Below are 26691 nucleotides of genomic sequence, written 5' to 3' on the forward strand. Positions count from 1 at the left end.
CATCCCAAAACCAGGCGAATGGCATCCGAATAGTGTGTATCCATGAATGAAGATGGCACGATCTGCGCTGTACCGCCATGTCCCCGTTGGACGCTGAAAAGATGAAAAGGAGCCCCAGCATAGCTAAATCCGCGCTAGAGGCGATAATGCGCCGGCCGGTTTTTTCAGTTAGCCCTTTTGTCGCTCAAGGAAGTCATTTGTGATGTTCGAGATTCAGCCGATGGACGCCGCCACCTTTCGCCAGCAGACCCGACGCAGCACGATCATCATCGCCGTGCTGTTCCTGGTGCTGGCGATGTTGTTTTCCAGCGCGGCGGTGGCGCTGTTCGGCGAGCCTGGCGGCGATAACCTGCGCTTCAATGTCGGCGGGGTGTTTGTCGCGTTTCTGCTGACGGCTGCGTTATTGCGCGGGCGTTTCTGGAATCAGAGCTGGATGGCGCCAGCGGTGTATAGCTGGCGGCTCAAGCGCAGTCTGATGAGCATCACCAATGTGATGCATCAGGTCACTGCGGCGGTGGAGCAGAACGATCCGACGGCGATGAAGGTTTTGCGCTTCTATCATCTGGGATTGACGCAAATGCACGAGCTGGATGGCAACTCCAGCGATCATGGGCAACTGTGGCGGGAAGCTGAAGCACACAAGGAACGGATGCAGGCACTGGGGCTCGATACCGAGCAGACGCGCCTGGATCCGGCCTGGCTCGGAGCCTTGAAGCCGACGTCGCGCTGATTACAGCGCTCGACGCAGCTTCCACGAACGGATCAAGCGGCCATATACCAGCAGGTTCACCGCCAGCACCACGCTGCCGAGCGCCAGTTGAATCTGCGGGGTAAGCCCGGCCGGGTAGATGATCGGCCAGATGTAATGCTCGATAAAACCGCCGGCGTATTCAGTCTGTCCGGCGGCGTGGCGCATGAGGTTTTCCCAGTAGGTCAGCGGGCAGGTCAGGTGCAACACCTCGACCGCCACGCCCCAAGCGGCAGCCGGCAAATGCAGCCACATCAATCGTGGCCATTTGAGGACCAGCAGCCCGCCAAACAGCACGAACAAAATGAAGCACAAGTGGAACAGCACCAGCCCGTCGGCTGCGATTCGGTACAGCATGTCGTCTCCCTGACGCAATTGTGAATGGCGCTATGTTACGCCGGTCAGGGGATCAAAGGTCAGTGCGAAAATCAGCGAATTGCGCGCGCATCCGGCCGATTTCCCACAAGTGCGCAAGATTGTTCAAGCCAGAAAGGCGAAATGGCTGGCACAGTCTTCGACCGTTTTCCTGGTTGAAGAACGTTTATGTCTGATTCCCTTATGCCGCGCAGTGCGTTCCTTCGCGGCGCTGCGGCAATCATGCCGTTGTCTCTGGCCACCGCGCCATGGGGACTGCTGGCCGGCTCCATGGCGATCGAAGCCAATCTCACGCCGCTGCAAGGCCAAGGCTTGTCGAGCATCGTGTTTGCCGGTGCTGCGCAACTGGTGGCGATCGGTATGCTCAAAGGCGGGGCGGGGATTTTCTCGATTCTGCTGACCACGCTGCTGCTGACGTCGCAGCACTTGCTGTACGGCATGAGTATGCGTTCGGTCATTTCGCCGTTGCCGGGGCGCTGGCGCATAGGTCTGGGTTTTTTGCTCACCGATGAGTTGTTTGCGCTGACCAGTCAGCATGATCGTCAACAATTCAATCGCTGGTATGCGCTCGGCGTCGGCCTGACGTTCTACATCGCGTGGAATCTGTTCACCCTGGCCGGTATTGTCCTCGGCAGCAGCATTCCGGGGCTTGAACACCTGGGGCTGGACTTCTCGATTGCTGCCACCTTCATCGCCCTGATTACACCGGTGGTACGCAACGTGCCGACGGTGGTTTGCGTGGCGGTGTCACTGTTTTGTTCGGTGCTGTTCAGTTACTGGCAATGGGGCTCGGCCCTGGTGTTGTCGGGGCTGGCCGGAATGACTGCCGGGTTTATCTGCAACAAGCTGTATCGGGAGCGTACATGATGGTTTGGGCGGTGATTTTCGGCATGGGGATTCTGGTGTTTCTCAATCGCTACGTGTTTCTCGAACCGCGTTTACCGGTGCGTCTGAGCAGTAATGCGCGACAGTTTCTCGGGTTTGCGGTACCGGGGATGCTGACCGCTATCTGTGGGCCGATTGTCTTCATGCCCGACAAACAGCTGAATCTGCAGTGGGATAATCCATATTTGCTTAGTTCGCTGGTGGCGATCGTACTGGTGATATACACGCGCAGTACTTTGCTCAGCATGTTGTTGAGCATGGCGTTCTTCTTCTTGCTGCGCTGGTGGCTGTAAGGTGTCTGTTCTACGCTTCAGGGATCGAGGTTTACTGATAACGGGAGGTGCGCATGGCGACTGAGCAAAAGCATCCAGACACGGATGACGAAGATACGGACGAACCGACGCAAGAAGAAATAGAGCGTGAAAAGCACAAGGAACAGACCTGGAAGCACGATGATGGCCGAGAGCTTTCCGATCCTGACCGCAAGTTTTGAGTGACTTCTACGAAAAAGCCCCGCAAATGCAGGGCTTTTTTGTGGTTTCAGAGATCGTCCAACTGCGTGAAATCGGGGTGTGTGGCCCGATATCCCAAGGTTCGGTCAATCCACGCATTCAACTCGTTGACCATCACCGGTGGGTGGCCGGGATACGCTTCGAGGGTGGTGCGCAAGATACGGTCGATATCGGGTACGGAACGCAGGTTTCGGGTCTTGATGTAGTGGCCGATAAAACAGTCGAGTTCAAAGCGTTCTGTCATCGACAGATAAATACACTCCAGGCCGCTGACCTGTTTGATTGCAAAATCGTCGCGCAACTTATTTCTCTGCAAGGCTTGTAGACGTTAGGGGGTTCCTGGTTTGTTGACTCTTTGGTCAACTGGTATACCAAATGGAAATGCGGCGCGCATGCTAGCCGTAGTGCATATAAATGTATGTATGACGGTTGAAATGTCAGACAGGCGGTTAGTTCATTCGAACGTGTGTTTTATCTGCAGCGTCTCAAAGATGAAACAGTTGTTGTAACGGCCTTGCGTCACCTGCAGGCGCAGCTTTCGACAGCGCCTGCATTGATAAACGCGTGAAGTCGGCAAATGTTTAAGTTTGCCGAATAATCAAACTGGCACCCTGATTGCGTACGTTACCGACGGCTTTGCCGACTTTATGCCATTCGAACATTTCGCTGCGTTCACCTTCGAACAGCAGCATTTGCTCGGCGCGCTCAACGGGAGTCGCAGGATCCAGCCATTCATGCACCAGCTCTGCACGAAACACTACTGGTCGGCGATCATGGATATCGAGCATGCCGCCGACGGCATCGGCAGTGATGATCACGAAACCGTCGTCATCCCGAGCTGGCGTTTCGGCTGTCGGAAATTGTCCGATGGCTGCGCAGAAAACCGCTTCGTGATCCGCGCGACGGATCAGCCATGGTTGTCGTGTTTTGTCTGCGCTATCGACCCATTCAAACCAGTTGTCCACGGGCACAATCAAACGATGTCGCCAGATCCCTCGGAAGAACGGGCCATGGGCGACTTTCTCGACCCGGGCATTGATCGGTGGTGGGCGATCTTTGGCCCAATGCGGGCGCCAGCCCCAGCGCAGATTGTCGGCCTGCAGGTGTTGTCCTTGTTGATGCAGAACGGCCAGCGCGGTGGTCGGCGCCGCGTTGTAGCGATCAAGCGGTGCATCGCCGACGTGATTGATCAACGCGTCGGGAATGCTCAGCACCGCGACGAAGTCATGAATGCCACGGTACTGCGAGAGTCTTCCGCACATGGGCCGATCTCCGGTTGGAGATATCAGCTTAGTCGCTGGTGCCCTGGCCGGTGAATGTGTCGCGCCAGCTCAGCCAGCGGCGTTCGAGCATGGCCAGCAAGCCGTCGCTGATTTTGCCGAGCAAGGCGAGCACGATGATCGCGGCCAGTACGATGTCCGGCCGCGAGGTTTCCCGACCGTCACTGAGCAGATAGCCCAGGCCCTTGGTGGCCGCGATCAACTCCGCTGCCACGAGAAACATCCACGCCAGGCTCATGCCGCTGCGCAACCCGGTGAACAGGCCGGGCAGGGCGGCCGGAAGCAATATTCGTCGCACCAGTTGCAAGCGGCTGAAGCCATAGATGCGGCCGACTTCCACCAGTTTGCGATCAATGTTGCGAATGGCCGCGACCACGTTGACGTACACCGGAAAGAACGCGCCGATAGCGATCAAGACAATTTTCGACGTCTCGTCGATGCCCAGCCACAACAGCAGCAGCGGCACCCAGGCCAGGCTCGGAATGGAACGCAGCGCTGCAAAAGTCGGCTCCAGATAGGCTTCGGCTTCGCGGCTCAAACCGACCCAGGCAGCAAACACCAATGCCAGACTGGCGCCAATGGCAAACCCCAGCAACACCCGAATCAGGCTGGCGCCAATATGCTTCCACAACGCGCCTTCGGCAAGGTCGGTGAGGGTCAGCGCGATTTCGCTAGGCGCCGGCATCTGGTAGGACGGCAGCCAACCGATGCGTACGATAATTTCCAGTGCAACGATGATCAGCAGGGGCAGGGCCAGGCCTTTGCAGCGGCGCTGCCATGTCGGATTCAAACCCGTTGCGCGCCGACGGGACACGGTGAGTGGCGCGGGCAGGTCTTTGCTCTGAGCGGTCATGGTTTTGGCTCCGCTCACGACAAATCCGCGGCGGGCGCGGATTTGTCGTGAGACTGATCGGTTACTGGTGGGCGACGGCTTGCCGCACGCCGCTGTCGAGCAATTGATCGATGACTTGATCGACATTCACCCCACGGCGCACCAGTTCCTCGGAGACCAGAATCGGCGCCGCTGTCTTGGAGGCGCTGATGTCCTGGTGAGTGAGTTGCGGGCTGCTCAGGTCGGTGCGTGACAGTTGCAGCTTGGCCACGTCGAGCGGCAAGCCGGACTCCTTGGCGAGCAGGGCGGCGAATTCATCGGGGTTTTTCAAGGCCCAGTCGCGTGCCTGTTCGTAGGCTTTGATGACGGTGTCGATGGTTTGCGGATGTTCTTTGGCGTATTGCTCGGTGACGCTGACCACGCCATAACTGTTGAACGCCGGATTGCGATAGAGCAGGCGCGAACCGGCCTGAACCTGACTGGCGGCCATGTGCGGATCGAGTCCGGCCCAAGCGTCGACATCACCTTTTTCCAGCGCCGTGCGGCCGTCCGGATGTTGCAGGTGAACCAGTTCCACATCGTCTTTTTTCAGCCCGGCCTGTTGCAGGCTGCGCAGGGTGAACAGGTACGGGTCGGTGCCCTTGGTGGCGGCGATCTTTTTGCCCTTGAGGTCGGCGACGGTCTGGTAAGGAGAATCCTTGCGCACCACCAGCGCTGTCCATTCGGCGCGGCTGTAGACGTAGACCGATTTGATCGGGCTGCCGTTGGCGCGGCTTAGCACGGCGGCGAGGCTGGCGCTGGAAGCGAAATCCACGCCGCCGCTGTTGAGGTATTCCAGCGAGCGGTTGCTGCCCTGGCTCAGTACCCAGCTGACCTTGGTCTGTGGCAAGGCTTTTTCGAGGAAGCCGAAGTGCTTGAGCACCAGACTGACTGGCGAGTAATAGGCGTAGTCGAGATGCACTTCCGCCGGAGCGGTTTCAGTCGCGTGGGCGAGTGGTTGCAGGCTCAGTGCCACTGCGCTGGCAGCCAGCAGGGTTTTAAGTCGAGGAAAGAACGATGTCATGGGGCGCTCCGGCAAAGGCACAGGTTTCTTATGTCAAAAAAGATATTTTTATCGAATGCTTCCTGCATGAATGGAATATTGCAGGCTCTGTGCCATGTGCTTGAAAGCGCCGGTTTATAAGGGGTTTAAGGGCTGATCCGAGTATTCAGCTGTTGCGTGGACAACAGTGTGATTCGCCACTGTTGCCAAGCGAACAGCAGGTATCAACTGTGATGAGCTTATGCATTTATCGAATTTAAAATCCATGAATCAACAGCGTTATGGTCTATGCAATTACCTTTGCAGGACTCGCCATGAAGCTTTCTCGTTTCCTACGCCGTGCGTTAATCACTGCACTATTCACCTCGCCGCTTTCTTACGCAGCCGAGCCATTGGTCCTGCATGTCGGCGATCAGAACTACTACAACATCCGTGCATCGGTGGAGGCCTCCGGCGTGTTGAAAGACGCGCCTTATACCGTCGACTGGAAACACTTCCAGGCCGCAGCACCCTTGGCGGAAGCCTTGCAAACCGGATCGCTGGACCTGGGTTTTTTGGGCGATTCCGGTTTTCTGTTTCTGGCCGCCAAGCAGGCGCCGGTGAAACTGATTGGCGTATCGCGGCAGAATCCGGACACCATCGCGTTGTTGGTGCCCAAGGATTCTCCGGTGAAAACCATCGCCGACTTGAAGGGCAAGAAGGTCGCTTATTGGCCCGGAGCCTGGAGTCAGCAGTTGACTTTGCGCGCTCTGGAGCAGGGCGGTCTGCCGGAAAACTACGTCGACTTCGTCAAATTGATGCCGATCGATGCCGCCGCAGCGCTTCCGCAGGGCAGTATTGATGCCTTCCCGGTGTGGGAACCGTACATTTCCCAGCAGATCGTGTTCTCCGGCGCGCGGCCGATCCTGACTGCAAAAAACCTGATGCCGGGGCTCAGCGCAATCGCGGCGTCGACACCGTCCATCGACAGCAAACGTGCAGCGATTGCGGATTTTCTCGGTCGTTTGAAACAGGCTCGGGCCTGGGTCGACAGCCACACGGACGAATACGCCGATCTGTGGGCGAAGAAAGCCAATCTCGATCAGCAGGTGTCGCGCCACTGGTTGCGTCAGGCGCACATGACGGTCGGGCCGGTGGACACGCAAGCGGCGACGGATCTGCAAAGCACTGCCGATTTCCTGTTCAAAGTGAAAGCGCTGCCAGCTCCGTTGGCCACCGCTGGAATTATCGACACGTCTTTTCAACAGGCATTGGCTCACTGAGCGAGCGTCGGAATCAAACCCTGTGTACCTTATCCAATCTCGGCTCGAATATCCGAGCGCAGGGATGGATAGGGGCGAGGGAGTTTTGCCAATCGACCACATGACGGCAGCCGCCGTGCTCAAGGCAAAACATGACATCCGGATTCAAACTTATTTGTGCCGCGCTGATTGCGCTCGGGCTGGCCGGTTGTATCGCCGCCCCGATAGAAATGACCGCGCAAACCGAAACACGCCTGAAGACCCAGGCGCCAGTGCGTTTTCTGCTGACATTCGACGACGGCCCCAGCGCTTCGAGTTTCTGGAATCCATCAGCCACGGTGCTCGACGGTCTCAAGGACAATCCGCTGATGTCGAATATCAAAGCGGTGTTCTTCGTGCAGACGCGTGCACCGCGAGCGGGCAACAGTGAGATCGGTCGCGGCATCATGCGACGTGAGTATGAGGAGGGGCACATCCTCGCGTTTCACACAGCGACCCATTGGCACACCAATCATCGCTTGCTCGACCCGCAAGAACTCGAAGAGTCGTTGACCAACGGCACGGCTGATATTGCCGCCATTACGGGGGCGCCGCCGACCTTGCTGCGCCCGCCGTTCTGGAACTACGACAAACGCACTTTCGCCGCCTATCAGCAGCACGGTTTGCACGTGTTGCTGACGGATTTAAGCGCCAACGACGGCAAGATCTGGGGCTTCAATGCCAGCCCGCGCCGTCGGGCAAACATGCTGCGACAGTTATCCGAAGTCCGTGAACGTATCGCCCGTGGCGAATTGCCCGCCGTGGACGGGGTCATCCCGGTCGTGGTGACGTTTCATGATCTCAACCGCTATACCGCGCGGCACACCCGCGAATATTTGCAGATTCTGCTGGATAGCGCCGCTGTCACGGGCGTGAAGCTGGCGGACAAGCCTTTCTATGATGATCGCGCTGAACTTGAGAAAGCCGCGCTGGCGCGTACCGTGGAGAACAGTTCGGAGTCGGTGAATTTACCGGGGATGTGGAACTGGATCTGGGATCACGACGCGCATTGACGGCGTGCTTGAAAGTTGGGATCGGGTTGGCATTTTTGTGTCGAGCGGGACACACATTGCTCATCTATGCTCTACAAGTCGATCGACCCATCGCCTGCGAGGCGTTCACTCATGCTTGCCATTACCGATATTTGCCGGATTGTCGAATCCGGCTTTCCTGCGTTCAAGTGCGATTGCATTCCGAGCACGCAGGGGCTATTGCAAATCAAGGTGTATGAGCCGGACAGCGGGCGAGTCGAGTTGCTGTTGAATGGCGTCTCCCCGGAACACCTCGTCACGATTCGTGACATTTCCAACTTCATCGGTGAATTACGCACCGAAATGAGCGCCGGCCGCCGAGCGTTCGCCGGCTAACGCCTTATAAACGTCGTTGAAATGCTTGAACGATGCGAAACGTCGCTTCGCTGGTGTTCAGATTGCGCACTGCGTCCAGCGGATGCCAGATGCAATCGATGATCTCGTTCTGCGGCCGCGCTTGTTCAAGATCCTGCACTGACGCTTCATAGACATGGTGCCGCGTACTGCCGCTCTGCAGTTCCATCAAATACAACACGTCGTCGGCGTTCAGGCCGGTTTCTTCCTGCAATTCGCGTACGGCGGCCTGCGCGTGGGTTTCTCCGGGCTCGACCTTGCCACCGGGCAATGTCCAGCGACAGCGCGGTTTGCGCACCAGGAGAATATGGCGATCCTGCTCGCATATAACGGTTGCACGTACTTTCATCTGTTACCTGTTTACTGCCTGTCACAAAAAAGAAATAAAACTGCAATATTTGAGCCGAGGCCTGCGGCAAGGGTTCATTGGAATTTTGAGCGTTGATTACAGCGAAAAGTGCCAGATCCCTGACCGTTGCAGCTTGCGACGCCCGGTTGGCATTTCGGGCGGATCAAGGTGTAAGGTAAAAGCGTGAAGCTGGATCTGACCGTTAGCAAAAAATGGAGGTGTCCATGAGCATGCCGATGTTGAACAAGATGCACATGAACGGCTATGACGTGCTTAGCGTGAACAATGGCCCATGGCGGGTTTGCACCCAGGGCGATCGGCTGGCGTCGTTTGGCAGCCGGGAGGAGGCGCTGGCTTATGCCGCCGCACTGCCTGGCTACAAAAAACGCTCGACGCGCGCGCAAAGTCACAAAACCCACTGACAAGCAGCTGTATCGAAAGAGCCCCGGCATATGTCGGGGCTTTTGTTTTGGGGGAGGGTGGTCTCAGTGGACCTTGGTTCGGCTGATGGCGCGGGCTTTCACTTCCCTGGCATAGAGTTGCAGCCGTTCTTCATCGCTTTGCAGCACCTCGCAGGATCTCAGCACGGTTTGCGCATCCGCCTCGTTGCCGGATTTGCGCAGTTGTTCCGCGATACGCTTCAGGTCGACCGCCGACCATCTCAAGTCCGATGCAACGCTTTGCAGGTCGCGTTGAAGTTCGTGTTCGTATTCATTGAGCCGCATGATCACCTCCAGAACATTCTCGGTAGAAAAGAGTAGTCGCATTTTTCGTCGGTGGGCAAAGCCTGTTCGTCAGTAAGCCGGGCGGTTGTGAAAAGTTGTGCAGATTGCGCCGAGGGCGCGGTGCCACGATGGATGTGCACCCGGTTACGCGCTACATTTATTTTTTCAGATCAGGAAAACACTATGCGGATATGGATCGGGAGTCTGGCGCTGGCCCTGTTGACGGGTTGTTCGTTGCCGACGTCGTTGGTGCCGGGTGAGCCGAATGTCAGCAAGACCAGCGTCAAAACGCCCAAGGACTATGCCGCGTGTGTATTACCGTTGTGGCAGCGGGATGTTGCGAAAACCTCGCAGACCTCGATTTCCAACGGCTACCGCATCACCGCGCCGAGCATCATCACTGCCGATGAGATTCTCGATATCGTCAAGTACAAGGATGGCAGTCGGGTTTCGTTGTATCAGGGGCCGCCGTGGGCGAAGTCCGGGTCGTTGCGCCAGTCGGTGCGTGACTGCCTGTAACCATATTTCTGGATGCACAAAAGCAGAAACCGGCTCGACGGTTTCTGCTTTTTTTGATTGCTTTCAGGCTGAAACGTCAGTCGGAAATGTCGACTAGCGGGATGCTGCCGACGTTGCCTTTTTTCTCCCGTCGATCTTGAATCCAGTCTTCGACTTGCTGGCCGAACTCCTTCGGCGCCTTGCGTCCGACCTTTCTAGCGATATCGAGAATCGTCTGTTGGGCCAGCGCTTCTTCCATGCGCTGCTGCGCGGTCATCATGGCTGCGTGAATCGAGCACGTACCGTCGATGGCCCACTCCGGCGCATTGCCTTCAAACAGTGCGCAACGCCCACGAATGTCGCGGCATTCGAAAATATTCTTGCGGCCGTCGATGGCTTTGACGATGTCGAGCAGGGTGATTTCGTCGGCCGGCCGCGCCAGGCTGAATCCGCCGCGCACACCTTCAGACGCCACCACCAGTTTGCTCTTGGCCAGTTTGGTGAAGATTTTCGCCAGGTATTCCACCGGTACGCCTTGCAGTTCGGCGAGGTCCCGTACGCTTGCCTCGCGAGTATCGCCGCTCCCGGTGACCAGAAAGGCCAGACAATGAATGCCGTATTCGACGCCTGCGCTGTAAAGAGACATATGTAAATCCGACTTTATTTGTCGTACATGCTAGCAGTCTGAACAGAAGTCGGCAATCGGTCTCATAGGGCTGATAGACCATGAAAGCCGCTTGTTTACTCATTGAATGGAGTTTTTCTTAAGTTGATCCAGCGCAATAACTATCGATAAGTCCGATTGAATCTATCGGATAATCTGACTTGTCGGTTTTATATCCGACCAATAAAGTCGGCGGTATTGGGTTGGCGAGGGCTGGCTCGCGACGAATTCGATTTCACCTCTTTCCACCGTCGGGCGTTTCTGGAGAAACACAATGAAGCAGCAGATTCTGATAATCGGCGCAGGTTTTGGCGGCATGTGGTCGGCGTTGAGCGCTACGCGTCTGGTTGACCTGCAGGGTCGCGACGACGTCGAAATCAGCGTTCTCGCGCCGCAGGCCGAGTTGCGCGTACGTCCACGCTTCTATGAGCCGAATGCTCATCAACTGGCCGCTCCGTTGCTTGAGCTGTTCGAAGCAGTCGGCGTTCACTTCATCAAAGGCGCAGCCGAAACCATCGATGTGGCGAAAAAAACCGTCGGTTACACCGATGCATCCGGCAACAAGCAGGTTTTCCACTACGACAAACTCGTTCTGGCCAGCGGCAGTGGTTTGGCGCAATCGGCCACACCGGGTGTCGCGCAGTACGCATTTGACGTTGATCAGATCGAAGCGGCGATTCGTCTGGAAGCACATCTGAAATCCTTGAAAGACCTTCCCGAAACCAGGGCGCGCAATACCGTGGTGGTGGCGGGCGGGGGTTTCACCGGGATCGAAACAGCAACCGAAATGCCCGGCCGTCTGCGCGAGATTCTTGGCGAACAGGCCGACATCAACGTGATCATCGTTGATCGCGGGCAGAAGATCGGCGCGTCGATGGGTGAAGAAATCAGCCAATCCATCCTCGAAGCCAGCGAAGAGTTGGGCGTCGAATGGCGTCTGGGCGTGTCGGTGCAGTCAGTCGACGCCAACGGCGTAACGCTTTCGGACGGTCAGCACATTGAGGCGAAAACCGTGGTCTGGACCACCGGCGTGCGCGCCAGTTCGTTGACCGAACAGATCCCCGCAGAGCGCGACAAACAAGGTCGCCTGCACGTCGATGCCCACCTGAAAGTCATCGGTCAGGACGACATCTTCGCCACTGGCGATGTCGCCTACGCCGCCACCGACGACATCGGCAACTACGCGCTGATGACCTGCCAGCACGCGATTTCGCTGGGTCGACACGCTGGCAACAACGTCGCTGCGCAGATTCTCGGGATCGACCCGACGCCGTACAGCCAGCCGAAATACGTGACCTGTCTGGACCTCGGTGCCTGGGGCGCGGTTTACACCGAAGGCTGGGATCGTCAGGTGAAACTGGTCAAGCAGGAAGGCAAAACCCTGAAAACGCAGATCAACACTCAGTGGATCTATCCGCCTGCGGCTGATCGTGTGAGTGCGTTGGCGGCGGCGGATCCGCTGATTCCAGTGGTTGCATAATCCTCGCAGCGTCAATGAATCCCGCTCCTTGAGCGGGATTTTTTTGTCCGCACGAAGGGTGATGGCACGAAATGAACGGTGACAGTTGCGCGCGAGGATTGGCCGTTGTGTGCACTAGGCTTTTGAGGGCTGGTGGATAGTCAGGCCGGTATGACCTTTCAAGGAGTCTCGGATCATGGATGATCTGGTCAAAGAAGTTATTCCGCTGTTGCAGTACCTGATTCCCGGGTTTTTGTCGGCGTGGATTTTTTATTCGCTGACGGCTTTCAAACGACCGGATACGTTCGGGCAGATTGTGCAGGCGCTGATTTTTACGTTTGTGATTCAGGGAGCGGTTTTGGGAATTGGGGCAATGTGTTTGTGGGTAGGCTCGAAAGGTTTTTCTGTCGGACGTTGGGATGCCAAGGCGGAAACAATATGGGCATTCGTTGTGTCGGTGACGCTCGGGTTGCTTTCCTGCTATCTGGCTACGAATGACAAATTGCATGGCTGGTTACGTAGTCGAAATGTCACGAAACAAACTTCCTATCCCAGCGAATGGTTCAGCATTTTTGCCCAACACCATCGTCTCGTCACACTGCATTTGAACGACGAAAGGCGCGTGTTTGGCTGGCCCGTGGAGTGGCCACCGGAATCCAGCAGTGGCCAGTTCGTGATGCAGAATCCCTGTTGGCTGGATGCCGAAGGGGCAGAGGTGCCTTTTGGTGCTGAGTTTTTGCTGATAGATTCCGGCAAGGTCAAGTGGGTCGAATTCGGCCCGAAATCGGAGGTTTCGTTATGACAGCCAGAGCACCGCAGCCAATGCCAGAATGGGTCGCGCGTCGTTACACAAAAGATGGCAAGCCAGTGGCAAATGCTCAGCCCAGAGCGCCGAGCGCTCCACCACCGCTGAAGGGCTAGTATTTTCCTTAGCCCCACCCCTCAGCCACCGCCCGGCGAATCGCTTCCAGCAACATCGCAAACGCCGGGTTGTCGTTGTTCTCCCGCCAGATCAGATGCAGCTCGCTCTGCACACCTTCGCCCAGATCGATCTCGCGGAACACCACATTTCTGAACACCACACTGGTAGCGCAACGCGGCACCAGTGCCAGGCCCATGCCGGCGTTGACCAGAGCCAGAATCGTCAACGACGACCCCAGCCACTGCACATAATCCGGCGCGACCCGAGCCGAGCGCAGCATGCCGGTCAGCAGTTCGTTGAATGGCGGATACGCGGCGTGGGAATACATCAGGAACGGTTGTTTATCCAGATCACTGACCGCCACTTCAGTCGCTGTCGCCAATGGATGTCCGCTCGGCACCGCCAGCACGAACGGTTCGCGCACCAGACACTCTGTGGCGTAGCCCGGTTCCAATAGCGGCGCACGGGCGATGCCCAGATCAATGCGGCGCGCGCGCAGGGCTTCGTGTTGCTGGTATGTGTTCATTTCCGACAGATCGATTTTCACCTGCGGCTGCTTCAGTCGCGCCTCGGCGATCACCTTGGGCAGAAACTCATACACCGCGCTGCCGACAAAACTGATGTTCACCGACCCGATGTCGCCCTCGGCAAACCGCCGGGCGGTAACTGCCGCTTGTTGCGCGCGTTCCAGCAGGTTCTGTGCTTCGATGAAAAAGGCCCGGCCGGCGGCTGTTAACGCGACGCTGCGAGTGCTGCGGGTGAACAGCTCGACGCCGAGGTGATGTTCGAGCAATTGAATCTGCCGACTCAGCGGCGGCTGGGTCATGTTCAGTCGCTCAGCAGCGCGGCGAAAGTTGAGTTCGGTGGCGACGGTGGTGAAGCAGCGCAGTTGGGTCAGTTCGAACATTGATCTAATCCGGGTATCAATCGAATGCCAAGTTAGATTAGACGGGATCAATGACCCCGTCCATGATCGGCTCAACGCTTCACGCCATTCCTAAAAAAACAAGATCGGGAGTCGCCCTTGAAAACCCTCCAGAGTCCGCTGGACGTCACGGTTCTCGCCCGTGCCGCCGCCAAGGTCAAGCGCCACGTGCTGCCGCTGTTCGTGGTGATGTTCATCGTCAACTACATCGATCGGGTCAACATCGGTTTTGTGCGCAGTCACATGGAAACCGATCTGGGCATCGGCGCGGCGGCTTACGGCCTCGGTGCCGGTTTGTTCTTCGTGGGTTACGCGCTGTTCGAAGTGCCATCGAACATGCTCCTGCAACGTTACGGGGCGCGGGTCTGGCTGACGCGGATCATGTTCACCTGGGGCGCAGCGGCCATGGCCATGGCCTTCGTCAGAGGGGAAACCAGTTTCTACGTGTTGCGCTTTATTCTCGGTGCAGCGGAGGCGGGGTTCTTTCCGGGGATCATTTATTACTTCACCCAATGGCTACCGGCGTCCGAGCGCGGCAAGACCATGGCGGTGTTTCTCAGCGGCTCGGCCATTGCCTCGGTAATCTCCGGCCCGGTGTCCGGTGCGCTGCTGCACATCAGCGGCTTGGGCCTGCATGGCTGGCAGTGGATGTTTTTGATTGAGGGCGCGGCTTCAGTGGTGCTTTGCGCATTCGTCTGGTTCTGGCTGCAATCGCATCCGCGTCAGGCCAAGTGGCTGAGCGAAGAAGAGCGCGAAGCATTGGTGGCGGCGATTGCCCAGGAGCAGCGCGCTCGTGAGGCGTCGCAGGTGGCCAAACCGTCGATGTTCAAACTGTTGGCGGACCGGCAGATTGCGTTGTTCTGCTTCATCTACTTCTCCATTGCCCTGACCATTTACGGCGCCACATTCTGGCTGCCGAGCATGATCAAAAAGATGGGCAATCTCGGTGATTTCCAGGTTGGCCTGCTCAATTCGATTCCGTGGATCATCTCGATTGTCGCCATGTACGGCTTCGCGGCAATGGCTGGCAAGTGGAAATTCCAGCAAGCCTGGGTGGCGCTGACGCTGGTGATCGCGGCGATCGGCATGTTCATGTCGACCACTGGCGGTCCGATCTTCGCCTTCGTCGCCATCTGCTTCGCCGCTATCGGCTTCAAGGCTGCGTCGGCGTTGTTCTGGCCGATCCCGCAAAGCTATCTGGATGCGCGCATCGCCGCTGCGGTGATCGCCCTGATCAACTCCATCGGCAACCTCGGCGGCTTCGTCGCGCCGACCGCGTTTGGCTTCCTCGAAGAAACCACCGGCTCGATCGAGGGCGGACTTTATGGCCTGGCGGCGACGTCACTGGTCGCTGCGGTGGTGATCTTCTTTGCCCGCACGGCGCCTGGCGCGAAAGGCAAAAAACTCGCAAAGCCCCATGACGAGACCGCCGTTGTTGCAGCGGCCAGCCCGGCCGCGAGCCATTGAATTGATTGTTGATCTGTCAGGAGCGTTATCTTGAAAATCACCCGCGTAACTGTGACTCCGATTGCCTTCCGCGATCCGCCGCTGCTCAACGCCAGCGGCATCCACGAACCCTTTGCCCTGCGTTCGATCATCGAGATCGAAAGCGACAACGGCTACATCGGCCTCGGCGAAAGCTATGGCGATGCCCCGGCGCTGGCAATCCAGCAGCAGTTGCAGTCACAGCTGATCGGCCTTGATCCGTTCAACCTCAACCAGTTACGCGCCATCGTGCAGGCCACCGTTGCCGCGAACAAACCGGCCAGTCTTGCCGGCGCCGAACTGGCACCCGGTTCCCACGCCAGCAAAGCGGTGAGCAATGCCTACTCGGCGTTCGAAGTGGCCTTCCTCGATTTGCAGGCGCATTACCTGAACGTGCCGCTGGTGGATCTGCTCGGCGGTGCGATTCGTGATGAAGTGCCGTTCAGCGCCTACCTGTTCTTCAAGTATGCGCAGCATGTCGATTCGCCTTACAAACCGGATAATTGGGGCGAAGCACTCAGCGAGCAGCAGATCGTTGCGCAAGCCGCGCGGATGATCGAGGCGTACGGTTTCAAAAGCATCAAACTCAAGGCCGGCACGTTGCCGCCGGAGCATGAAGTGGCGTGCATCAAGGCGCTGAAAAAAGCCTTCCCCGGTTACCCGTTGCGCATTGATCCGAATGGTAACTGGTCACTGGAAACCTCAATTCGCATGGCCGAATTGCTCGGCGATGATCTGCAATATTACGAAGACCCGACCCCGGGCCTCGACGGTATGGCCGAGCTGCACAAGCGCACCGGTCTGCCGCTGGCGACCAATATGGTGGTGACCGATTTCGATGAGTTCCGCCGCAGCGTAGCGCAAAACAGCGTGCAGATTGTTCTCGCCGACCACCATTACTGGGGCGGCCTGCGTGACACGCAGACGCTGGCGAAAATGTGCGATGTGTTCGGCGTTGGTGTGTCGATGCATTCCAATTCACACCTGGGCATCAGCCTGATGGCGATGGCGCATGTCGCGGCCGCCGTGCCGAATCTGGATTACGCCTGCGATACGCATTACCCGTGGCAGGAGCCGGATGAAGAGGTGATCAAGGGCGGCAAACTGCCGATTGTCGATGGCTGCGTGAAGATCACTCGGGCGCCGGGGCTTGGGCTGGAACTGGATCATGAGCAGTTGGGAAAGCTGCATGATCAGTACCTGACCTGCGGGATTCGTCAGCGGGACGATGTGCGGCAGATGCAGCGCTATAAGCCGGACTGGAGGGCTGTCAAGCCACGGTTTTGAGGTCGTTCTCGCTGGCCCCTTCGCGAGCAAGCTCGCTCCCACATTTGATCTGTGGCGTTCACAAATCCTTTGTGGGAGCGAGCTTGCTCGCGAAAAGGGGCGACTCATTCTTCAGAGTGTATGCACCAGCCAATCGCGAAACGCTTTGAGTGACGGCAAATTCTCATTGCGCGGCGGATACACCAGGTAATAGCTGCGTCGACTGGTGATCGGCTCGCCCAGTTGCAGCAACTCGCCATTCAGCAACTCATCCTCGACCAGAATCCTCGGCACCAGCCCCACACCGATGTTCGCCCGCACCGCTTGAATCAAGTGCGAGGTCATTTCAAAACTCGGTCCGATGCGCATGCTGCGGTGTGGCAAGCCGTGATGGCTGAACCATTCCGCCCACGCCTGCGCATTGCTGCTGACATTGAGCAGCAATTGCCCGGCGATTTGCTGTTCGGCGTTATCGCGCTCGGCGGCGGACAGCTGCGCACTGGCGATCACCACCAGTTCTTCTGTGTGCAGGGGCAGGGCGGTCAGCCCCGGCCAGTCACCGCCACCGACACAGATCGCTGCATCGATTTCGCTGGTATCGAAGTCGATTGCTTCGATACGCGAATGCAAATGCACGGTCATGCCCGGGTGCGCGGTGTAGAAATCCTTGAGGCGCGGCAGTAGCCATTTCGAGCCGAAGGTCGGCAGCGTCGCCAGGCGCAAGCTGTGAATGCCCGAGCCGAACGCCATGGCCTGCAGCGTCGCACTGCGAATCTGCCCAAGCGCTTCGGCGAGTTCGCGCTGATACATGCGCCCGACATCGGTGAGCACCACTTGCCGGCCTTCGCGGCTGAACAAGCGCATGCCGAGCATCTTCTCCAGAATCTGTACCTGACGGCTGACTGCACTCTGCGTCAGCGACAGTTCGTGGGCGGCGCGGGTGTAGCTCTCATGGCGCGCGGCGGCCTCAAAGGCCAGCAATAACGACATGGAAGGGGTGAGCGTGCGCGGATTCATTCGTAAAAGTCATCAATAGCGGGTCGAATTTACGGTTGTCCCGGCGTTCGCCAGTAATGAACATGGGCACCATGAGATGGCGGAGCCTGACGCAATCATTCGTTGCGTACAACTGTTCACCGCCACGCGGCCCGATTTGACCGAGATAACCTGACCGATGATTGCCCAGCTGTCCCCCGCCAAAGCCCTGACCGGCGATTACCAGCAGTTCCTCGAAGCCCTGAAAGCCAGCGGTTTTCGCGGTGAAATCAGCGCCGATTACACCAGCCGCGTGGTGCTGGCAACCGACAACTCGATCTATCAGCGCCTGCCGCAAGCGGCGGTGTTTCCGCTGGATGCCGAGGACGTGGCGCGGGTCGCACGACTGATCGCCGAGCCGGCGTACCAGCAAGTGGTGATCACTCCACGCGGTGGCGGCACCGGCACCAACGGCCAGTCGCTGACCGATGGCATCGTCGTCGATCTGTCGCGGCACATGAACCGCATCCTCGAAATCAATGTTGAGGAACGCTGGGTGCGGGTGCAGGCCGGGGTGGTCAAGGATCAGCTCAACGCTGCGCTGAAATCCGCCGGGCTGTTTTTCGCCCCGGAACTGTCGACTTCCAACCGCGCCACCGTCGGCGGCATGATCAACACCGACGCTAGCGGTCAGGGCAGTTGCAGCTACGGCAAGACCCGCGACCATGTGCTCGAACTCGCCATGGTGTTGCGCGGCGGTGAGCGTCTGCACGGGTTGCCCCTTGAGGAAAAACAACTTGAAGCGCTGTGTGCCCGCGAAGATCGCGTCGGCGAAGTCTATCGTTGCGCCCGGCAGATCATTGATGAGCAGGGCGAGCTGATCAAAGCGCGTTTTCCCGATCTCAACCGCTGCCTGACCGGTTATGACCTCGCGCACCTGCGTGAGGCGGACAATCGCTTCAACCTCAACAGCGTGCTGTGCGGTGCTGAAGGCTCGTTGGGTTTTGTCGTCGAAGCGCGGCTGAATGTATTGCCGATTCCCAAGCATACGATGCTGGTGAACATCCGCTATGCCGGCTTCATGGACGCACTGCGCGACGCCCGCGCCTTGATGGCGCTCAAGCCGTTGTCGATCGAAACCGTCGACTCGAAAGTCTTGCTGCTGGCGATGCAGGACATCGTCTGGCACGGCGTCGCCGAGTATTTCCCGGAGAGCGCCGAGTACCCAACCTTGGGCATCAATCTGGTGGAGTTCTGCGGCGACGACCCGGAGGATTTGCAGCGCCGGGTCGAGGCGTTCGTCGACCACTTGAGCAGCGACCGCACGGTCGAGCGTCTGGGCCACACGCTGGCGGTCGGCCACGCAGCGGTAAACAAGGTCTACGGCATGCGCAAACGTGCAGTGGGCCTGCTCGGCAACGTTGCCGGTGAAGCGCGGCCGCAGCCGTTCGTTGAGGACACTGCGGTGCCGCCGCAGCACTTGGCCGAATACATCGCCGAGTTGCGCGACCTGCTCGACAGCCACGGTTTGCAGTACGGCATGTTCGGTCACGTCGATGCAGGCGTGCTGCACGTGCGACCGATTCTCGACATGAAAGACCCGCAGCAAGCAGCGCTGGTGCGTCCGGTGTCCGATGGTGTCGCCGCGTTGACCCAGCGTTATGGCGGCCTGTTGTGGGGCGAGCACGGCAAAGGCCTGCGTTCGGAATATGCCCCGGCATTCTTCGGCGAGTTGTATCCGGCCCTGCAAGCCTTGAAAGCCGCGTTCGACCCGTTCAACCAGTTCAACCCGGGCAAGATCGCCACCCCGGCCAACACTGGCGCAACGCTGCTGAAGATCGACGAAGTCACATTGCGCGGAGAACTGGATCGGCAGATCGATGAAAAAGTCTGGCAGGACTACGGCGCGGCCATGCATTGCAACGGCAACGGCGCCTGCTACAACTTCGACCCTGATGACGCCATGTGCCCGTCATGGAAAGCCACCCGTGAACGCGCTCAGTCGCCCAAGGGCCGCGCGTCGTTGATTCGTGAGTGGTTGCGTTTGCAGGGAGAGGCGGGTGTCGACGTGTTGTCCGATGCCATACGCAAGCCGGCGTTTTTCAGCACCTTGTGGCAGCGCTGGCGCAACAGCCGTGCGCAGTCCGAGGATTTCTCGCACGAAGTTTATGACGCCATGGCCGGTTGCCTGGCGTGCAAATCCTGTGCAGGGCAGTGCCCGGTGAAGGTCAATGTGCCGGAGTTTCGTTCGCGCTTTCTTGAGCTGTATCACAGCCGTTATCTGCGTCCGGCGCGGGATTATCTGATCGCCTCGCTGGAGTACAGCATCCCGCACCTGGCGCGGATTCCGGCGCTGTACAACGGTTTGATGGGCGCTTCATTCGTTCGCAGACTGCTGGAACGCGTCGGCGGCATGATCGACGTGCCGTTGCTCAGTCGTTTTGATTTCCATGCGGCGATGCGCCGTTGGCAGGTGCAGCCAGCAACGGCTTCGACCTTGGCGGCGCTGACCCCAGCGCAACGCGAGCGCAGCGTGGTCATCGTGCAGGACGCCTTCACCCGCTACTTCGAAGCGCCATTGTTGGCCGATCTGGTCGAGTTGATTTCGCGTCTGGGTTATCAGGTCTATCTGGCACCGTTCAGCGCCAACGGCAAGCCGTTACATGTGCAAGGCTTCCTCTCGGCGTTCAACCGCGCAGCATTGCGCAACGCCCGGCAACTGCGTGAGTTGGCGGATGTGGGCGTGCCGTTGCTGGGCCTCGATCCGGCGATGACGCTGGTGTATCGCCAGGAATACCTGAAGGTGCCGGGCATGGCGCAATGCCCGGAAGTGGCGCTGGTGCAGGAGTGGTTGCTTAAGGTCATGCCGGAGCAGTTGCCTCAGGACAAAACCGCGTCGTTCCGCTTGCTTGCCCATTGCACCGAGAAAACCAACGCCCCGGCCGCCACTCGCCAGTGGGAACAGGTGTTCGAACGTGCAGGATTGAAGCTGGCCACGCAAGCCACCGGTTGCTGCGGCATGTCCGGCACGTATGGCCACGAGGCGCGTAATCGTGAAACTTCAGCGGTGATCTACGAGCAGTCGTGGGCCCGGCAGGTAGACGCGCCGACGCAGAAGGGCGAAGCACTGGCGACCGGTTATTCCTGCCGCAGTCAGGTCAAGCGCCAGTCGGATCAGGCACTGCGTCATCCGTTGCAGGTCTTGCTTGAGGTTCTGCGTCGCTGAGGTCGCCGTCGCTGTCCTTGTCCCAGATCAGGCGCGGATCGAAACTCATCGCCGCGAGCATGGTAAACACCACGACCAGGCCGAAAAACAGAATGCCCGGTCGTGGCTCGATATCGCCCAGCGCCTGAAACTTCACCAATGCTGCGACCAGCGCCACCACCAGCACGTCGAGCATTGACCAATAGCCGATCAGCTCGACGAAGCGGTACAGCTTCGAGCGCTCCTTGCGCGCCCAGGTGCTGTCGCGCTTTACCGTAATCAGCAGCAACGTCAGGGCGACAAACTTGACCCCCGGCACCGCGATGCTGGCGATGAAAATGATCAGCGCGATGTCCCACGCGCCAGCCTCCCAGAACTCCAGCACGCCGCTCATGATTGTGCTGTCGGCGCCATTGCCGAGCATCACCGTATTCATCACCGGCAGCAGATTGGCCGGCACGTAAAATGCCAGGGCGGCGAACATGTAAGCCCAGGTGCGCGTCAGCGAATTGGTCTTGCGCCGATGCAGCGGGGCATCGCAGCGCGGGCACTCATGCGGCTCGTCGCTCATGTCGCAGGCCAGCCCGCAGCTGTGGCACAGGCACAGATTGAGCTCGCTGGCGGTCGGTGGTCGCTTCATAGAATGTCCCAGAGGTCGCGGATGTCGCGGCCGGCGATCCTGATCATCATCAAACTCAGTGCCGCCAGCGCAAACAGGCCGATGCCGGGCAACACATCGAGCAGCCCGGCGAGTTTGAACACCGCCACCATAGCGCCAAGCAAACATACTTCGAGCATGCTCCACGGGCGCAGGGTTTCCAGCCAGCGCATGCACACCTTGAAACCCGGTGCGCGTTGCGATGACAGGGCGAAACTCAGTACCCAGACCAGCAGCACCAGTTGAAATGCCGGGGCAATGATGATTGCAATGGCTGCGACCATGGCGATAAAGGTAATCGGTCCCTGACTCAGCGCCAGCACCGAATCCCACAGCGTCGCGCTGTTTTTCAGGCCCTTCATGCTGATGCTCATCACCGGGTAGAAATTGGCGAACAGCCACAGCACCGCCGCCGTGAACGTCAGGGCCAGACGCTGTTCCACGGTCAAACCGTTGAAGCGCTGCAGTACGCCGCCGCAACGCACGCACGAGGTTTTCTGGTGTTTGACCAGCACGACTTTTTCGTACACGCAGTCGCAGTGCTCGCAAATGATCAGGTGTTCGGTGTTGACCATGGACAACGCTCGACAGCAGGCCGCAAGGGCGCGGCAGACCTGATCACTATAGAAGCCTGAGCCTATTGGGCAACTTGCCGGGTCGAAGTTTTTTTGAGAATCACTGTCGTTTGAGCGGGGTTATTTGCTTTTTAGTGTTATAAGGTAACGAAAATTTCAGGGCGCTCGTTGTAGACGCCTGCGGTTATCCCTTCGATTGCGAAACGCTCATGACGATTGTGCTTCCTCGTTCTGCCCCTTTGACCACTGGCCGGCTGCTGTCCATTGATGCCCTCCGAGGCCTGGTCATTCTGTTCATGCTGCTGGATCACGTGCGTGAAACCTTTGTGCTGCACCGGCAGGTCAGCGACCCGATGGACATTGCCAGCACGGAACCGGCGCTGTTCTTCAGTCGTACCCTGGCGCATTTGTGCGCGCCAGTGTTTGTGTTACTGACCGGATTGTCAGCGTGGTTGTTTGGCGAGAAGTACGCAGGCAAGGCCGACGTCAGTGCGTTCCTGTTCAAGCGTGGGCTGTTTCTGGTGCTGCTGGAATTCACCCTGGTCAACTTCGCCTGGACCTTCCAGCTGCCGCCGAGCGTGATTTATTTGCAAGTGATCTGGGCGATCGGTCTGAGCATGATTGCGTTGTCGCTGCTGGTCTGGCTGCCGCGTGGATTGTTGCTGACATTGAGCCTGGTGATCATTGTCGGGCACAACCTGCTCGACGGCCTGCATTTCCCGGTGGAGTCCGCGCTGCATGTGCCGTGGGCGATTCTGCATGATCGCGGCTGGATCGACGTCAGCGACACTCTGCGCCTGCGCACGTCGTATCCGTTGTTGCCGTGGATCGGTGTGATCGGTCTGGGTTATGCGCTGGGGCCGTGGTTTGCTCGCGGCGTTGAAGCGGGTTTGCGTCAGTGGCATTTGCTGATCGCGGGTAGCGCCGGGCTGCTCGGTTTTGTCGGGCTGCGACTGATCAACGGCTATGGCGAGAAACCGTGGGCCGTGGGCGACACGTCGGTGCAAACCCTGATGAGTTTTTTCAACATCACCAAGTACCCACCGTCGCTGCTGTTTATCGCGCTGACCGTCAGCGCCGGGCTGTTGTTGCTGCTGCTGTTCGAGCGTGTACAGGATCGTCGCTGGATTCGCGTTTTGACCGTGTTCGGTTCGGCGCCGATGTTTTTCTATCTGCTGCACCTGTACGCGTTGAAGGTGTTGTACCTGATCGGCGTGGCCCTGTTCGGGCTGAATCAGGGCAGCTATTTTGGATTCTCCTCGGTGGCGGCGATCTGGCTGGCGGCGATCATTCTAGCGATCGGGCTGTTCCCGGCCGTGCGCTGGTTCTCGGCGTTGAAGGCCCATCGCCGTGACATCGCCTGGCTGAAGTATTTGTAAGCAGCCGATTGTGGGAGCGAATCTTCTCGCGAACGCGGTGGGTCAGTGGCAATTAAGCTGCCTGACTTACCGCCTTCGCGAGCAAGCTCGCTCCCACCGGTTTTTCCGGTGTCTGGATTATTTGCGATCCAGCCAAACGGTCTGCGCGTTGCAGAATTCGCGCACGCCGAAGTGCGACAGTTCGCGACCGAAACCACTCTTCTTCACGCCGCCAAAGGTTACGCGCGGATCGCTGGCGGAGTAGCCGTTGATAAACACGCCGCCGGTGTCCAGTTCGCTGGTCAGTTGCTGGGCCAGTGCGACGTTGGCGGTGTAGATCGTTGCCGTCAGGCCAAACTCGCTGTCGTTGGCCAAGGCCACGGCATGCGCGCAATCGCGGGCGGTGATGATCGAAGCGACCGGGCCGAACAATTCCTGTTTGAACGAGGTCATGCGGTCGGTGACATCGGCCAGCACGGTCGGTTCGTAGTAGTTGCCCGGGCCTTGCGACTTGCCGCCGCCGAGCAGCAGGGTGGCGCCTTCTTCCAGGGTGTCGCGCACTTGCTGGTCGAGTTCATCACGCAGATCGAAACGCGCCATCGGGCCGATGTAGGTCTCGGCGGACAATGGATCGCCGACCTTCAACTTACGCGTAGCCTCGACGAACTTTCTGGTAAATTCTTCGACCACGCCTTCTTCGATGATCAGGCGTTTTGCGGCGGCACAAACCTGGCCGGAGTTCTGGTAGCGACCAATCACAGCGGCTTGCACCGCTTCATCCAGGTTGGCGTCGTTGAGCACGATGAATGGATCGGAACCGCCCAATTCCAGCACGCACTTTTTCAACGCGGCACCGGCCTGAGCACCGATGGCCATACCGGCACGTACGCTGCCGGTCAGGGTCACGGCGGCAATGCGTTGGTCAGCGATGGCGGTGGAAACACCTTCCGGAGTGACGTTGATCACTTCAAACACGCCATCGGCGAAACCGGCGCGGGTAAAGGCGTCGCGCAACAGATAGGCGCTGCCCATCACGTTCGGCGCATGCTTGAGCACGTAAGTGTTGCCAGCGATCAGCGCCGGCACGGCACCGCGCAATACCTGCCAGATCGGGAAGTTCCACGGCATGACCGCGAGAATCGGGCCGAGCGGGCGATATTCGATGCGCGCCTTGCCGCCTTCAACCTGCGTTGGCTCAGCGTCGAGCATGGCCGGACCGTGTTCGGCGTACCACTCACAGAGCTTCGCGCATTTTTCGATTTCGCCACGAGCCTGGGCGATGGGCTTGCCCATTTCCTGAGTGATCATCGTCGCCATGGCATCGCTGGTTTCACGCAGCGCAGTGGCCAGCGCGGTCAACAAGCGCGAACGATCTTGCAACGGCTTGCGCTTCCATTTACCGAAGCCGAAAGCTGCGCGGGTCAGTGCGGCGTCGAGGGCAGCAGCGGATTCAAATGCGTAGTGGCCAATCTGCTCGCCAGTGGCGGGGTTGATCGAGATGGCGTGGGTCTGGCTGGAAATATGGCTCATGGCTTTGTCCTGCATGTTCGTCGGATGGGCCTAGAGTAGGGTGGTGTTTGTTTTCTGGAAACTGAATAATAAAGATCGTTTCTTTCACGATTGGAGAATGACTGTGGATCTGGTGCAGCTGGAAATCTTCAAAGCCGTTGCCGAACACGGCAGCATCAGCGCCGCCGCCGCGCAGATCCATCGCGTGCCGTCGAACCTGACCACGCGGATCAAGCAGCTTGAGCAGGATCTGGGCGTTGATCTGTTTATCCGCGAGAAAAGCCGTCTACGTTTGTCCCCGGCCGGGTGGAGTTTTCTTGAGTACGCACGACGGATTCTCGATCTGGTGCAGGAGGCTCGGGCGACGGTGGCGGGCGAGGAGCCGCAAGGCGCATTTCCGTTAGGCTCGCTGGAAAGCACGGCGGCAGTGCGCATCCCCGAGTTGCTCGCGGCGTACAACCAACTGCACCCCAAAGTCGACCTCGACCTGTCCACCGGGCCGTCCGGCACGATGATCGACGGCGTGCTGTCCGGGCGTCTGGCTGCAGCGTTTGTCGACGGCCCGGTGCTGCATCCAGCGCTGGAAGGCGTGCCGGCATTCGAGGAAGAAATGGTCATCATCGCGCCGCTCAATCACGCCCCCGTAAAACGTGCAGCGGATGTGAATGGCGAGAATATCTACGCCTTTCGCTCTAACTGCTCCTATCGTCATCACTTCGAAAAATGGTTCAGTACCGACGCCGCCGTACCGGGCAAGATCTTCGAAATGGAGTCCTATCACGGCATGCTCGCCTGTGTCAGTGCGGGTGCCGGGTTGGCCTTGATGCCGCGCAAAATGCTGCAGAGCATGCCCGGCAGCGCGACCGTCAGTGTATGGCCATTGGCAGCAGACTTTCGCTTTCTGACCACTTGGCTGGTGTGGCGGCGGGGCACGGTTTCGCGCAGTTTGAGCATGTTTGTGCGCTTGCTTGAAGAGCGCGGCGTGGTGCGTGCAGAAGAGTAATTGACACTTTGTGTCGTGGTTGTATCTTTATCGGCGTTTCGCAATATAAAAAACTATACAGCGCAGCCATGAGGAACAAGGAAATGACCACAGCCCTGAGCGGTAAAGAAGCGACAGGCACCGAATGCCGGCGTGTGGATTCTGGAAGTCCAGATCGCCCATCCCTCGCGGCCATTCGGCGCGTTTTATGAAGTTTGCTGATTTGATTCGTGCCGGTTTTTCAGAGCGTGCTTTTATGTAGGAGCGTGACAACAGAGCGCAGCGCTGTAGTTGTTTTTATATAGCGCCAACTTCGATGATGCACGCCGTTTCCTAACTCCAAAGTCAAAAAACAGGACGTCCATCATGAAAGTCAGCGCACGCAACGTATTCAAAGGCAAAGTCAGCAATGTTCAGGCCGGCGCGGTCAACGCCGAAGTGGTACTGACATTGGCTGGCGGTGAGCAATTGGTTGCCGTCGTGACCATGGAAAGCATCAAAAGCCTCGATATCGCCGTCGGCAAAGAAGCCGTTGCGTTGGTCAAGGCGCCATGGGTGATGCTGATGACCGAATCCAGCGACATTCGCTTGTCGGCGCGTAACTGCCTGGAAGGTAAAGTGCTGAGCGTGACCGACGGTGCGGTCAATGCTGAAGTGGTGATCGAGCTGGCTGGTGGTTCGAAGGTTTACTCGATCGTGACCCGTGATGCCGTCGCCGAGCTGGGCCTGGCCAAGGGCGTCAGCGCGACTGCGGTGATCAAGGCTTCGCGCATCATTCTGGGCGTGCCAGCCTGATT

30 protein-coding genes and 1 pseudogene are annotated in these 26691 nt (G+C 58.5%); 18 read left to right on the forward strand and 13 right to left on the reverse strand.

Annotated elements, in window-relative coordinates:
• Positions 1 to 202: 202 nt before the first annotated feature.
• Positions 203 to 730 (forward strand): DUF3087 domain-containing protein, encoded by a 528-nt coding sequence (locus ACZ0A4_RS06420; protein WP_463573660.1) that lies wholly within the window; start codon positions 203 to 205, stop codon positions 728 to 730.
• Here the strand turns inward: ACZ0A4_RS06420 and ACZ0A4_RS06425 are convergent, their stop codons facing one another.
• Positions 731 to 1105: a DUF2784 domain-containing protein gene (locus ACZ0A4_RS06425; protein WP_077573342.1), complete on the reverse strand. Its 375-nt coding sequence runs from the start codon at positions 1103 to 1105 to the stop codon at positions 731 to 733. It abuts the gene before it with no gap.
• Between the two features lie 186 nt (positions 1106 to 1291).
• On the opposite strand from ACZ0A4_RS06425, the gene ACZ0A4_RS06430 reads away from it, so the two are divergent.
• From ACZ0A4_RS06430 to ACZ0A4_RS06440, 3 genes are read left to right on the forward strand one after another with little or no spacing between them, the layout of a single operon-like run.
• A complete protein-coding gene (locus tag ACZ0A4_RS06430; protein ID WP_016983007.1) occupies positions 1292 to 1990 on the forward strand; it encodes an AzlC family ABC transporter permease in 699 nt (232 codons plus the stop codon).
• Complete coding sequence (locus ACZ0A4_RS06435; protein ID WP_186623640.1) at positions 1990 to 2301, forward strand: AzlD domain-containing protein; 312 nt, start codon at positions 1990 to 1992, stop codon at positions 2299 to 2301. Before ACZ0A4_RS06430 ends, ACZ0A4_RS06435 begins: the two co-directional genes overlap by 1 nt.
• A gap of 53 nt (positions 2302 to 2354) precedes the next feature.
• On the forward strand, positions 2355 to 2501 hold the full coding sequence (locus ACZ0A4_RS06440; RefSeq protein WP_174244442.1) for a hypothetical protein: 147 nt from the start codon (positions 2355 to 2357) through the stop codon (positions 2499 to 2501).
• A 47-nt stretch (positions 2502 to 2548) separates the two neighbouring features.
• Here the strand turns inward: ACZ0A4_RS06440 and ACZ0A4_RS06445 are convergent, their stop codons facing one another.
• The 4 genes from ACZ0A4_RS06445 to ACZ0A4_RS06460 form a co-directional block, all read right to left on the reverse strand.
• On the reverse strand, positions 2549 to 2821 hold the full coding sequence (locus ACZ0A4_RS06445; RefSeq protein ID WP_141127646.1) for a hypothetical protein: 273 nt from the start codon (positions 2819 to 2821) through the stop codon (positions 2549 to 2551).
• 280 nt (positions 2822 to 3101) lie between these two features.
• Positions 3102 to 3782, reverse strand: coding sequence for an SOS response-associated peptidase (locus tag ACZ0A4_RS06450; RefSeq protein ID WP_463573661.1), 681 nt, complete (start codon positions 3780 to 3782; stop codon positions 3102 to 3104).
• A 28-nt stretch (positions 3783 to 3810) separates the two neighbouring features.
• Positions 3811 to 4653 carry an ABC transporter permease gene (locus ACZ0A4_RS06455; protein ID WP_463573663.1) on the reverse strand — a complete coding sequence of 281 codons (843 nt, stop codon included), beginning with the start codon at positions 4651 to 4653 and terminating at the stop codon, positions 3811 to 3813.
• Between the two features lie 61 nt (positions 4654 to 4714).
• Positions 4715 to 5695: an aliphatic sulfonate ABC transporter substrate-binding protein gene (locus tag ACZ0A4_RS06460; protein ID WP_463573665.1), complete on the reverse strand. Its 981-nt coding sequence runs from the start codon at positions 5693 to 5695 to the stop codon at positions 4715 to 4717.
• Between the two features lie 293 nt (positions 5696 to 5988).
• On the opposite strand from ACZ0A4_RS06460, the gene ACZ0A4_RS06465 reads away from it, so the two are divergent.
• The 3 genes from ACZ0A4_RS06465 (at position 5989) to ACZ0A4_RS06475 (ending at position 8321) form a co-directional block, all read left to right on the forward strand.
• Positions 5989 to 6936 carry an ABC transporter substrate-binding protein gene (locus ACZ0A4_RS06465; RefSeq protein WP_141127642.1) on the forward strand — a complete coding sequence of 316 codons (948 nt, stop codon included), beginning with the start codon at positions 5989 to 5991 and terminating at the stop codon, positions 6934 to 6936.
• A gap of 131 nt (positions 6937 to 7067) precedes the next feature.
• On the forward strand, positions 7068 to 7967 hold the full coding sequence (locus tag ACZ0A4_RS06470) for a polysaccharide deacetylase family protein (protein WP_463573666.1): 900 nt from the start codon (positions 7068 to 7070) through the stop codon (positions 7965 to 7967).
• Between the two features lie 111 nt (positions 7968 to 8078).
• Positions 8079 to 8321 (forward strand): DUF1652 domain-containing protein, encoded by a 243-nt coding sequence (locus ACZ0A4_RS06475; protein WP_397481720.1) that lies wholly within the window; start codon positions 8079 to 8081, stop codon positions 8319 to 8321.
• A 4-nt stretch (positions 8322 to 8325) separates the two neighbouring features.
• Here ACZ0A4_RS06475 and ACZ0A4_RS06480 read toward each other — a convergent pair whose 3' ends face one another.
• Positions 8326 to 8688: an NUDIX hydrolase gene (locus ACZ0A4_RS06480; RefSeq protein ID WP_463573667.1), complete on the reverse strand. Its 363-nt coding sequence runs from the start codon at positions 8686 to 8688 to the stop codon at positions 8326 to 8328.
• Between the two features lie 224 nt (positions 8689 to 8912).
• Here ACZ0A4_RS06480 and ACZ0A4_RS06485 point away from each other — a divergent pair, with 224 nt between their 5' ends.
• Positions 8913 to 9110 (forward strand): hypothetical protein, encoded by a 198-nt coding sequence (locus ACZ0A4_RS06485; protein ID WP_034152400.1) that lies wholly within the window; start codon positions 8913 to 8915, stop codon positions 9108 to 9110.
• A gap of 63 nt (positions 9111 to 9173) precedes the next feature.
• Here the strand turns inward: ACZ0A4_RS06485 and ACZ0A4_RS06490 are convergent, their stop codons facing one another.
• Positions 9174 to 9413 (reverse strand): hypothetical protein, encoded by a 240-nt coding sequence (locus ACZ0A4_RS06490; RefSeq protein ID WP_065259780.1) that lies wholly within the window; start codon positions 9411 to 9413, stop codon positions 9174 to 9176.
• Positions 9414 to 9596: 183 nt separating this feature from the next.
• Between ACZ0A4_RS06490 and ACZ0A4_RS06495 the strand changes: the two genes are divergently transcribed.
• Complete coding sequence (locus tag ACZ0A4_RS06495) at positions 9597 to 9932, forward strand: hypothetical protein (RefSeq protein WP_141127638.1); 336 nt, start codon at positions 9597 to 9599, stop codon at positions 9930 to 9932.
• Between the two features lie 76 nt (positions 9933 to 10008).
• Here the strand turns inward: ACZ0A4_RS06495 and ACZ0A4_RS06500 are convergent, their stop codons facing one another.
• Positions 10009 to 10557, reverse strand: coding sequence for an RrF2 family transcriptional regulator (locus tag ACZ0A4_RS06500; protein ID WP_463573668.1), 549 nt, complete (start codon positions 10555 to 10557; stop codon positions 10009 to 10011).
• 292 nt (positions 10558 to 10849) lie between these two features.
• Between ACZ0A4_RS06500 and ACZ0A4_RS06505 the strand changes: the two genes are divergently transcribed.
• Positions 10850 to 12055, forward strand: a complete 1206-nt coding sequence (locus tag ACZ0A4_RS06505; RefSeq protein WP_463573669.1) for an NAD(P)/FAD-dependent oxidoreductase — start codon at positions 10850 to 10852, stop codon at positions 12053 to 12055.
• Positions 12056 to 12230: 175 nt separating this feature from the next.
• Entirely contained in the window at positions 12231 to 12836 is a 606-nt protein-coding gene (locus tag ACZ0A4_RS06510; RefSeq protein ID WP_150730975.1) for a DUF6338 family protein, read from the forward strand.
• A gap of 127 nt (positions 12837 to 12963) precedes the next feature.
• Here ACZ0A4_RS06510 and ACZ0A4_RS06515 read toward each other — a convergent pair whose 3' ends face one another.
• Entirely contained in the window at positions 12964 to 13863 is a 900-nt protein-coding gene (locus ACZ0A4_RS06515) for a LysR family transcriptional regulator (protein ID WP_463573670.1), read from the reverse strand.
• Between the two features lie 117 nt (positions 13864 to 13980).
• Between ACZ0A4_RS06515 and ACZ0A4_RS06520 the strand changes: the two genes are divergently transcribed.
• Both ACZ0A4_RS06520 and ACZ0A4_RS06525 read left to right on the forward strand, forming a co-directional pair.
• Complete coding sequence (locus tag ACZ0A4_RS06520; protein ID WP_463573672.1) at positions 13981 to 15348, forward strand: MFS transporter; 1368 nt, start codon at positions 13981 to 13983, stop codon at positions 15346 to 15348.
• 30 nt (positions 15349 to 15378) lie between these two features.
• Positions 15379 to 16653: a glucarate dehydratase family protein gene (locus ACZ0A4_RS06525; protein ID WP_463573673.1), complete on the forward strand. Its 1275-nt coding sequence runs from the start codon at positions 15379 to 15381 to the stop codon at positions 16651 to 16653.
• A gap of 111 nt (positions 16654 to 16764) precedes the next feature.
• Here the strand turns inward: ACZ0A4_RS06525 and ACZ0A4_RS06530 are convergent, their stop codons facing one another.
• Positions 16765 to 17649, reverse strand: a complete 885-nt coding sequence (locus ACZ0A4_RS06530) for a LysR substrate-binding domain-containing protein (protein WP_463573675.1) — start codon at positions 17647 to 17649, stop codon at positions 16765 to 16767.
• A 157-nt stretch (positions 17650 to 17806) separates the two neighbouring features.
• Between ACZ0A4_RS06530 and ydiJ the strand changes: the two genes are divergently transcribed.
• Positions 17807 to 20833, forward strand: coding sequence for a D-2-hydroxyglutarate dehydrogenase YdiJ (gene ydiJ, locus ACZ0A4_RS06535; protein ID WP_463573676.1), 3027 nt, complete (start codon positions 17807 to 17809; stop codon positions 20831 to 20833).
• Here ydiJ and ACZ0A4_RS06540 read toward each other — a convergent pair.
• Both ACZ0A4_RS06540 and ACZ0A4_RS06545 read right to left on the reverse strand, forming a co-directional pair.
• Positions 20766 to 21452, reverse strand: coding sequence for a paraquat-inducible protein A (locus ACZ0A4_RS06540; RefSeq protein ID WP_463573677.1), 687 nt, complete (start codon positions 21450 to 21452; stop codon positions 20766 to 20768). The genes ydiJ and ACZ0A4_RS06540 overlap by 68 nt on opposite strands.
• Positions 21449 to 22045 carry a paraquat-inducible protein A gene (locus ACZ0A4_RS06545; RefSeq protein ID WP_463573678.1) on the reverse strand — a complete coding sequence of 199 codons (597 nt, stop codon included), beginning with the start codon at positions 22043 to 22045 and terminating at the stop codon, positions 21449 to 21451. Before ACZ0A4_RS06545 ends, ACZ0A4_RS06540 begins: the two co-directional genes overlap by 4 nt.
• A 209-nt stretch (positions 22046 to 22254) precedes the next feature.
• Between ACZ0A4_RS06545 and ACZ0A4_RS06550 the strand changes: the two genes are divergently transcribed.
• Positions 22255 to 23424: an acetyltransferase domain-containing protein gene (locus ACZ0A4_RS06550; RefSeq protein WP_463573679.1), complete on the forward strand. Its 1170-nt coding sequence runs from the start codon at positions 22255 to 22257 to the stop codon at positions 23422 to 23424.
• Between the two features lie 117 nt (positions 23425 to 23541).
• Here the strand turns inward: ACZ0A4_RS06550 and ACZ0A4_RS06555 are convergent, their stop codons facing one another.
• The gene (locus ACZ0A4_RS06555; protein ID WP_463573681.1) at positions 23542 to 24933 is read right to left on the reverse strand and encodes an aldehyde dehydrogenase family protein; all 1392 of its coding nucleotides are present in this window, start codon (positions 24931 to 24933) and stop codon (positions 23542 to 23544) included.
• Between the two features lie 103 nt (positions 24934 to 25036).
• Here ACZ0A4_RS06555 and ptrR point away from each other — a divergent pair, with 103 nt between their 5' ends.
• From ptrR to ACZ0A4_RS06570, 3 genes and pseudogenes are all read left to right on the forward strand, one after another.
• Entirely contained in the window at positions 25037 to 25915 is an 879-nt protein-coding gene (ptrR, locus tag ACZ0A4_RS06560; protein ID WP_463577498.1) for a putrescine utilization regulator PtrR, read from the forward strand.
• A 114-nt stretch (positions 25916 to 26029) separates the two neighbouring features.
• Positions 26030 to 26116 (forward strand): annotated as a pseudogene (locus tag ACZ0A4_RS06565) (M24 family metallopeptidase); the annotation flags it as partial.
• 144 nt (positions 26117 to 26260) lie between these two features.
• The gene (locus ACZ0A4_RS06570) at positions 26261 to 26689 is read left to right on the forward strand and encodes a TOBE domain-containing protein (RefSeq protein ID WP_463573683.1); all 429 of its coding nucleotides are present in this window, start codon (positions 26261 to 26263) and stop codon (positions 26687 to 26689) included.
• The last annotated feature ends 2 nt before the right edge of the window (positions 26690 to 26691 follow it).

The organism is Pseudomonas sp. AC172 (assembly GCF_979258595.1).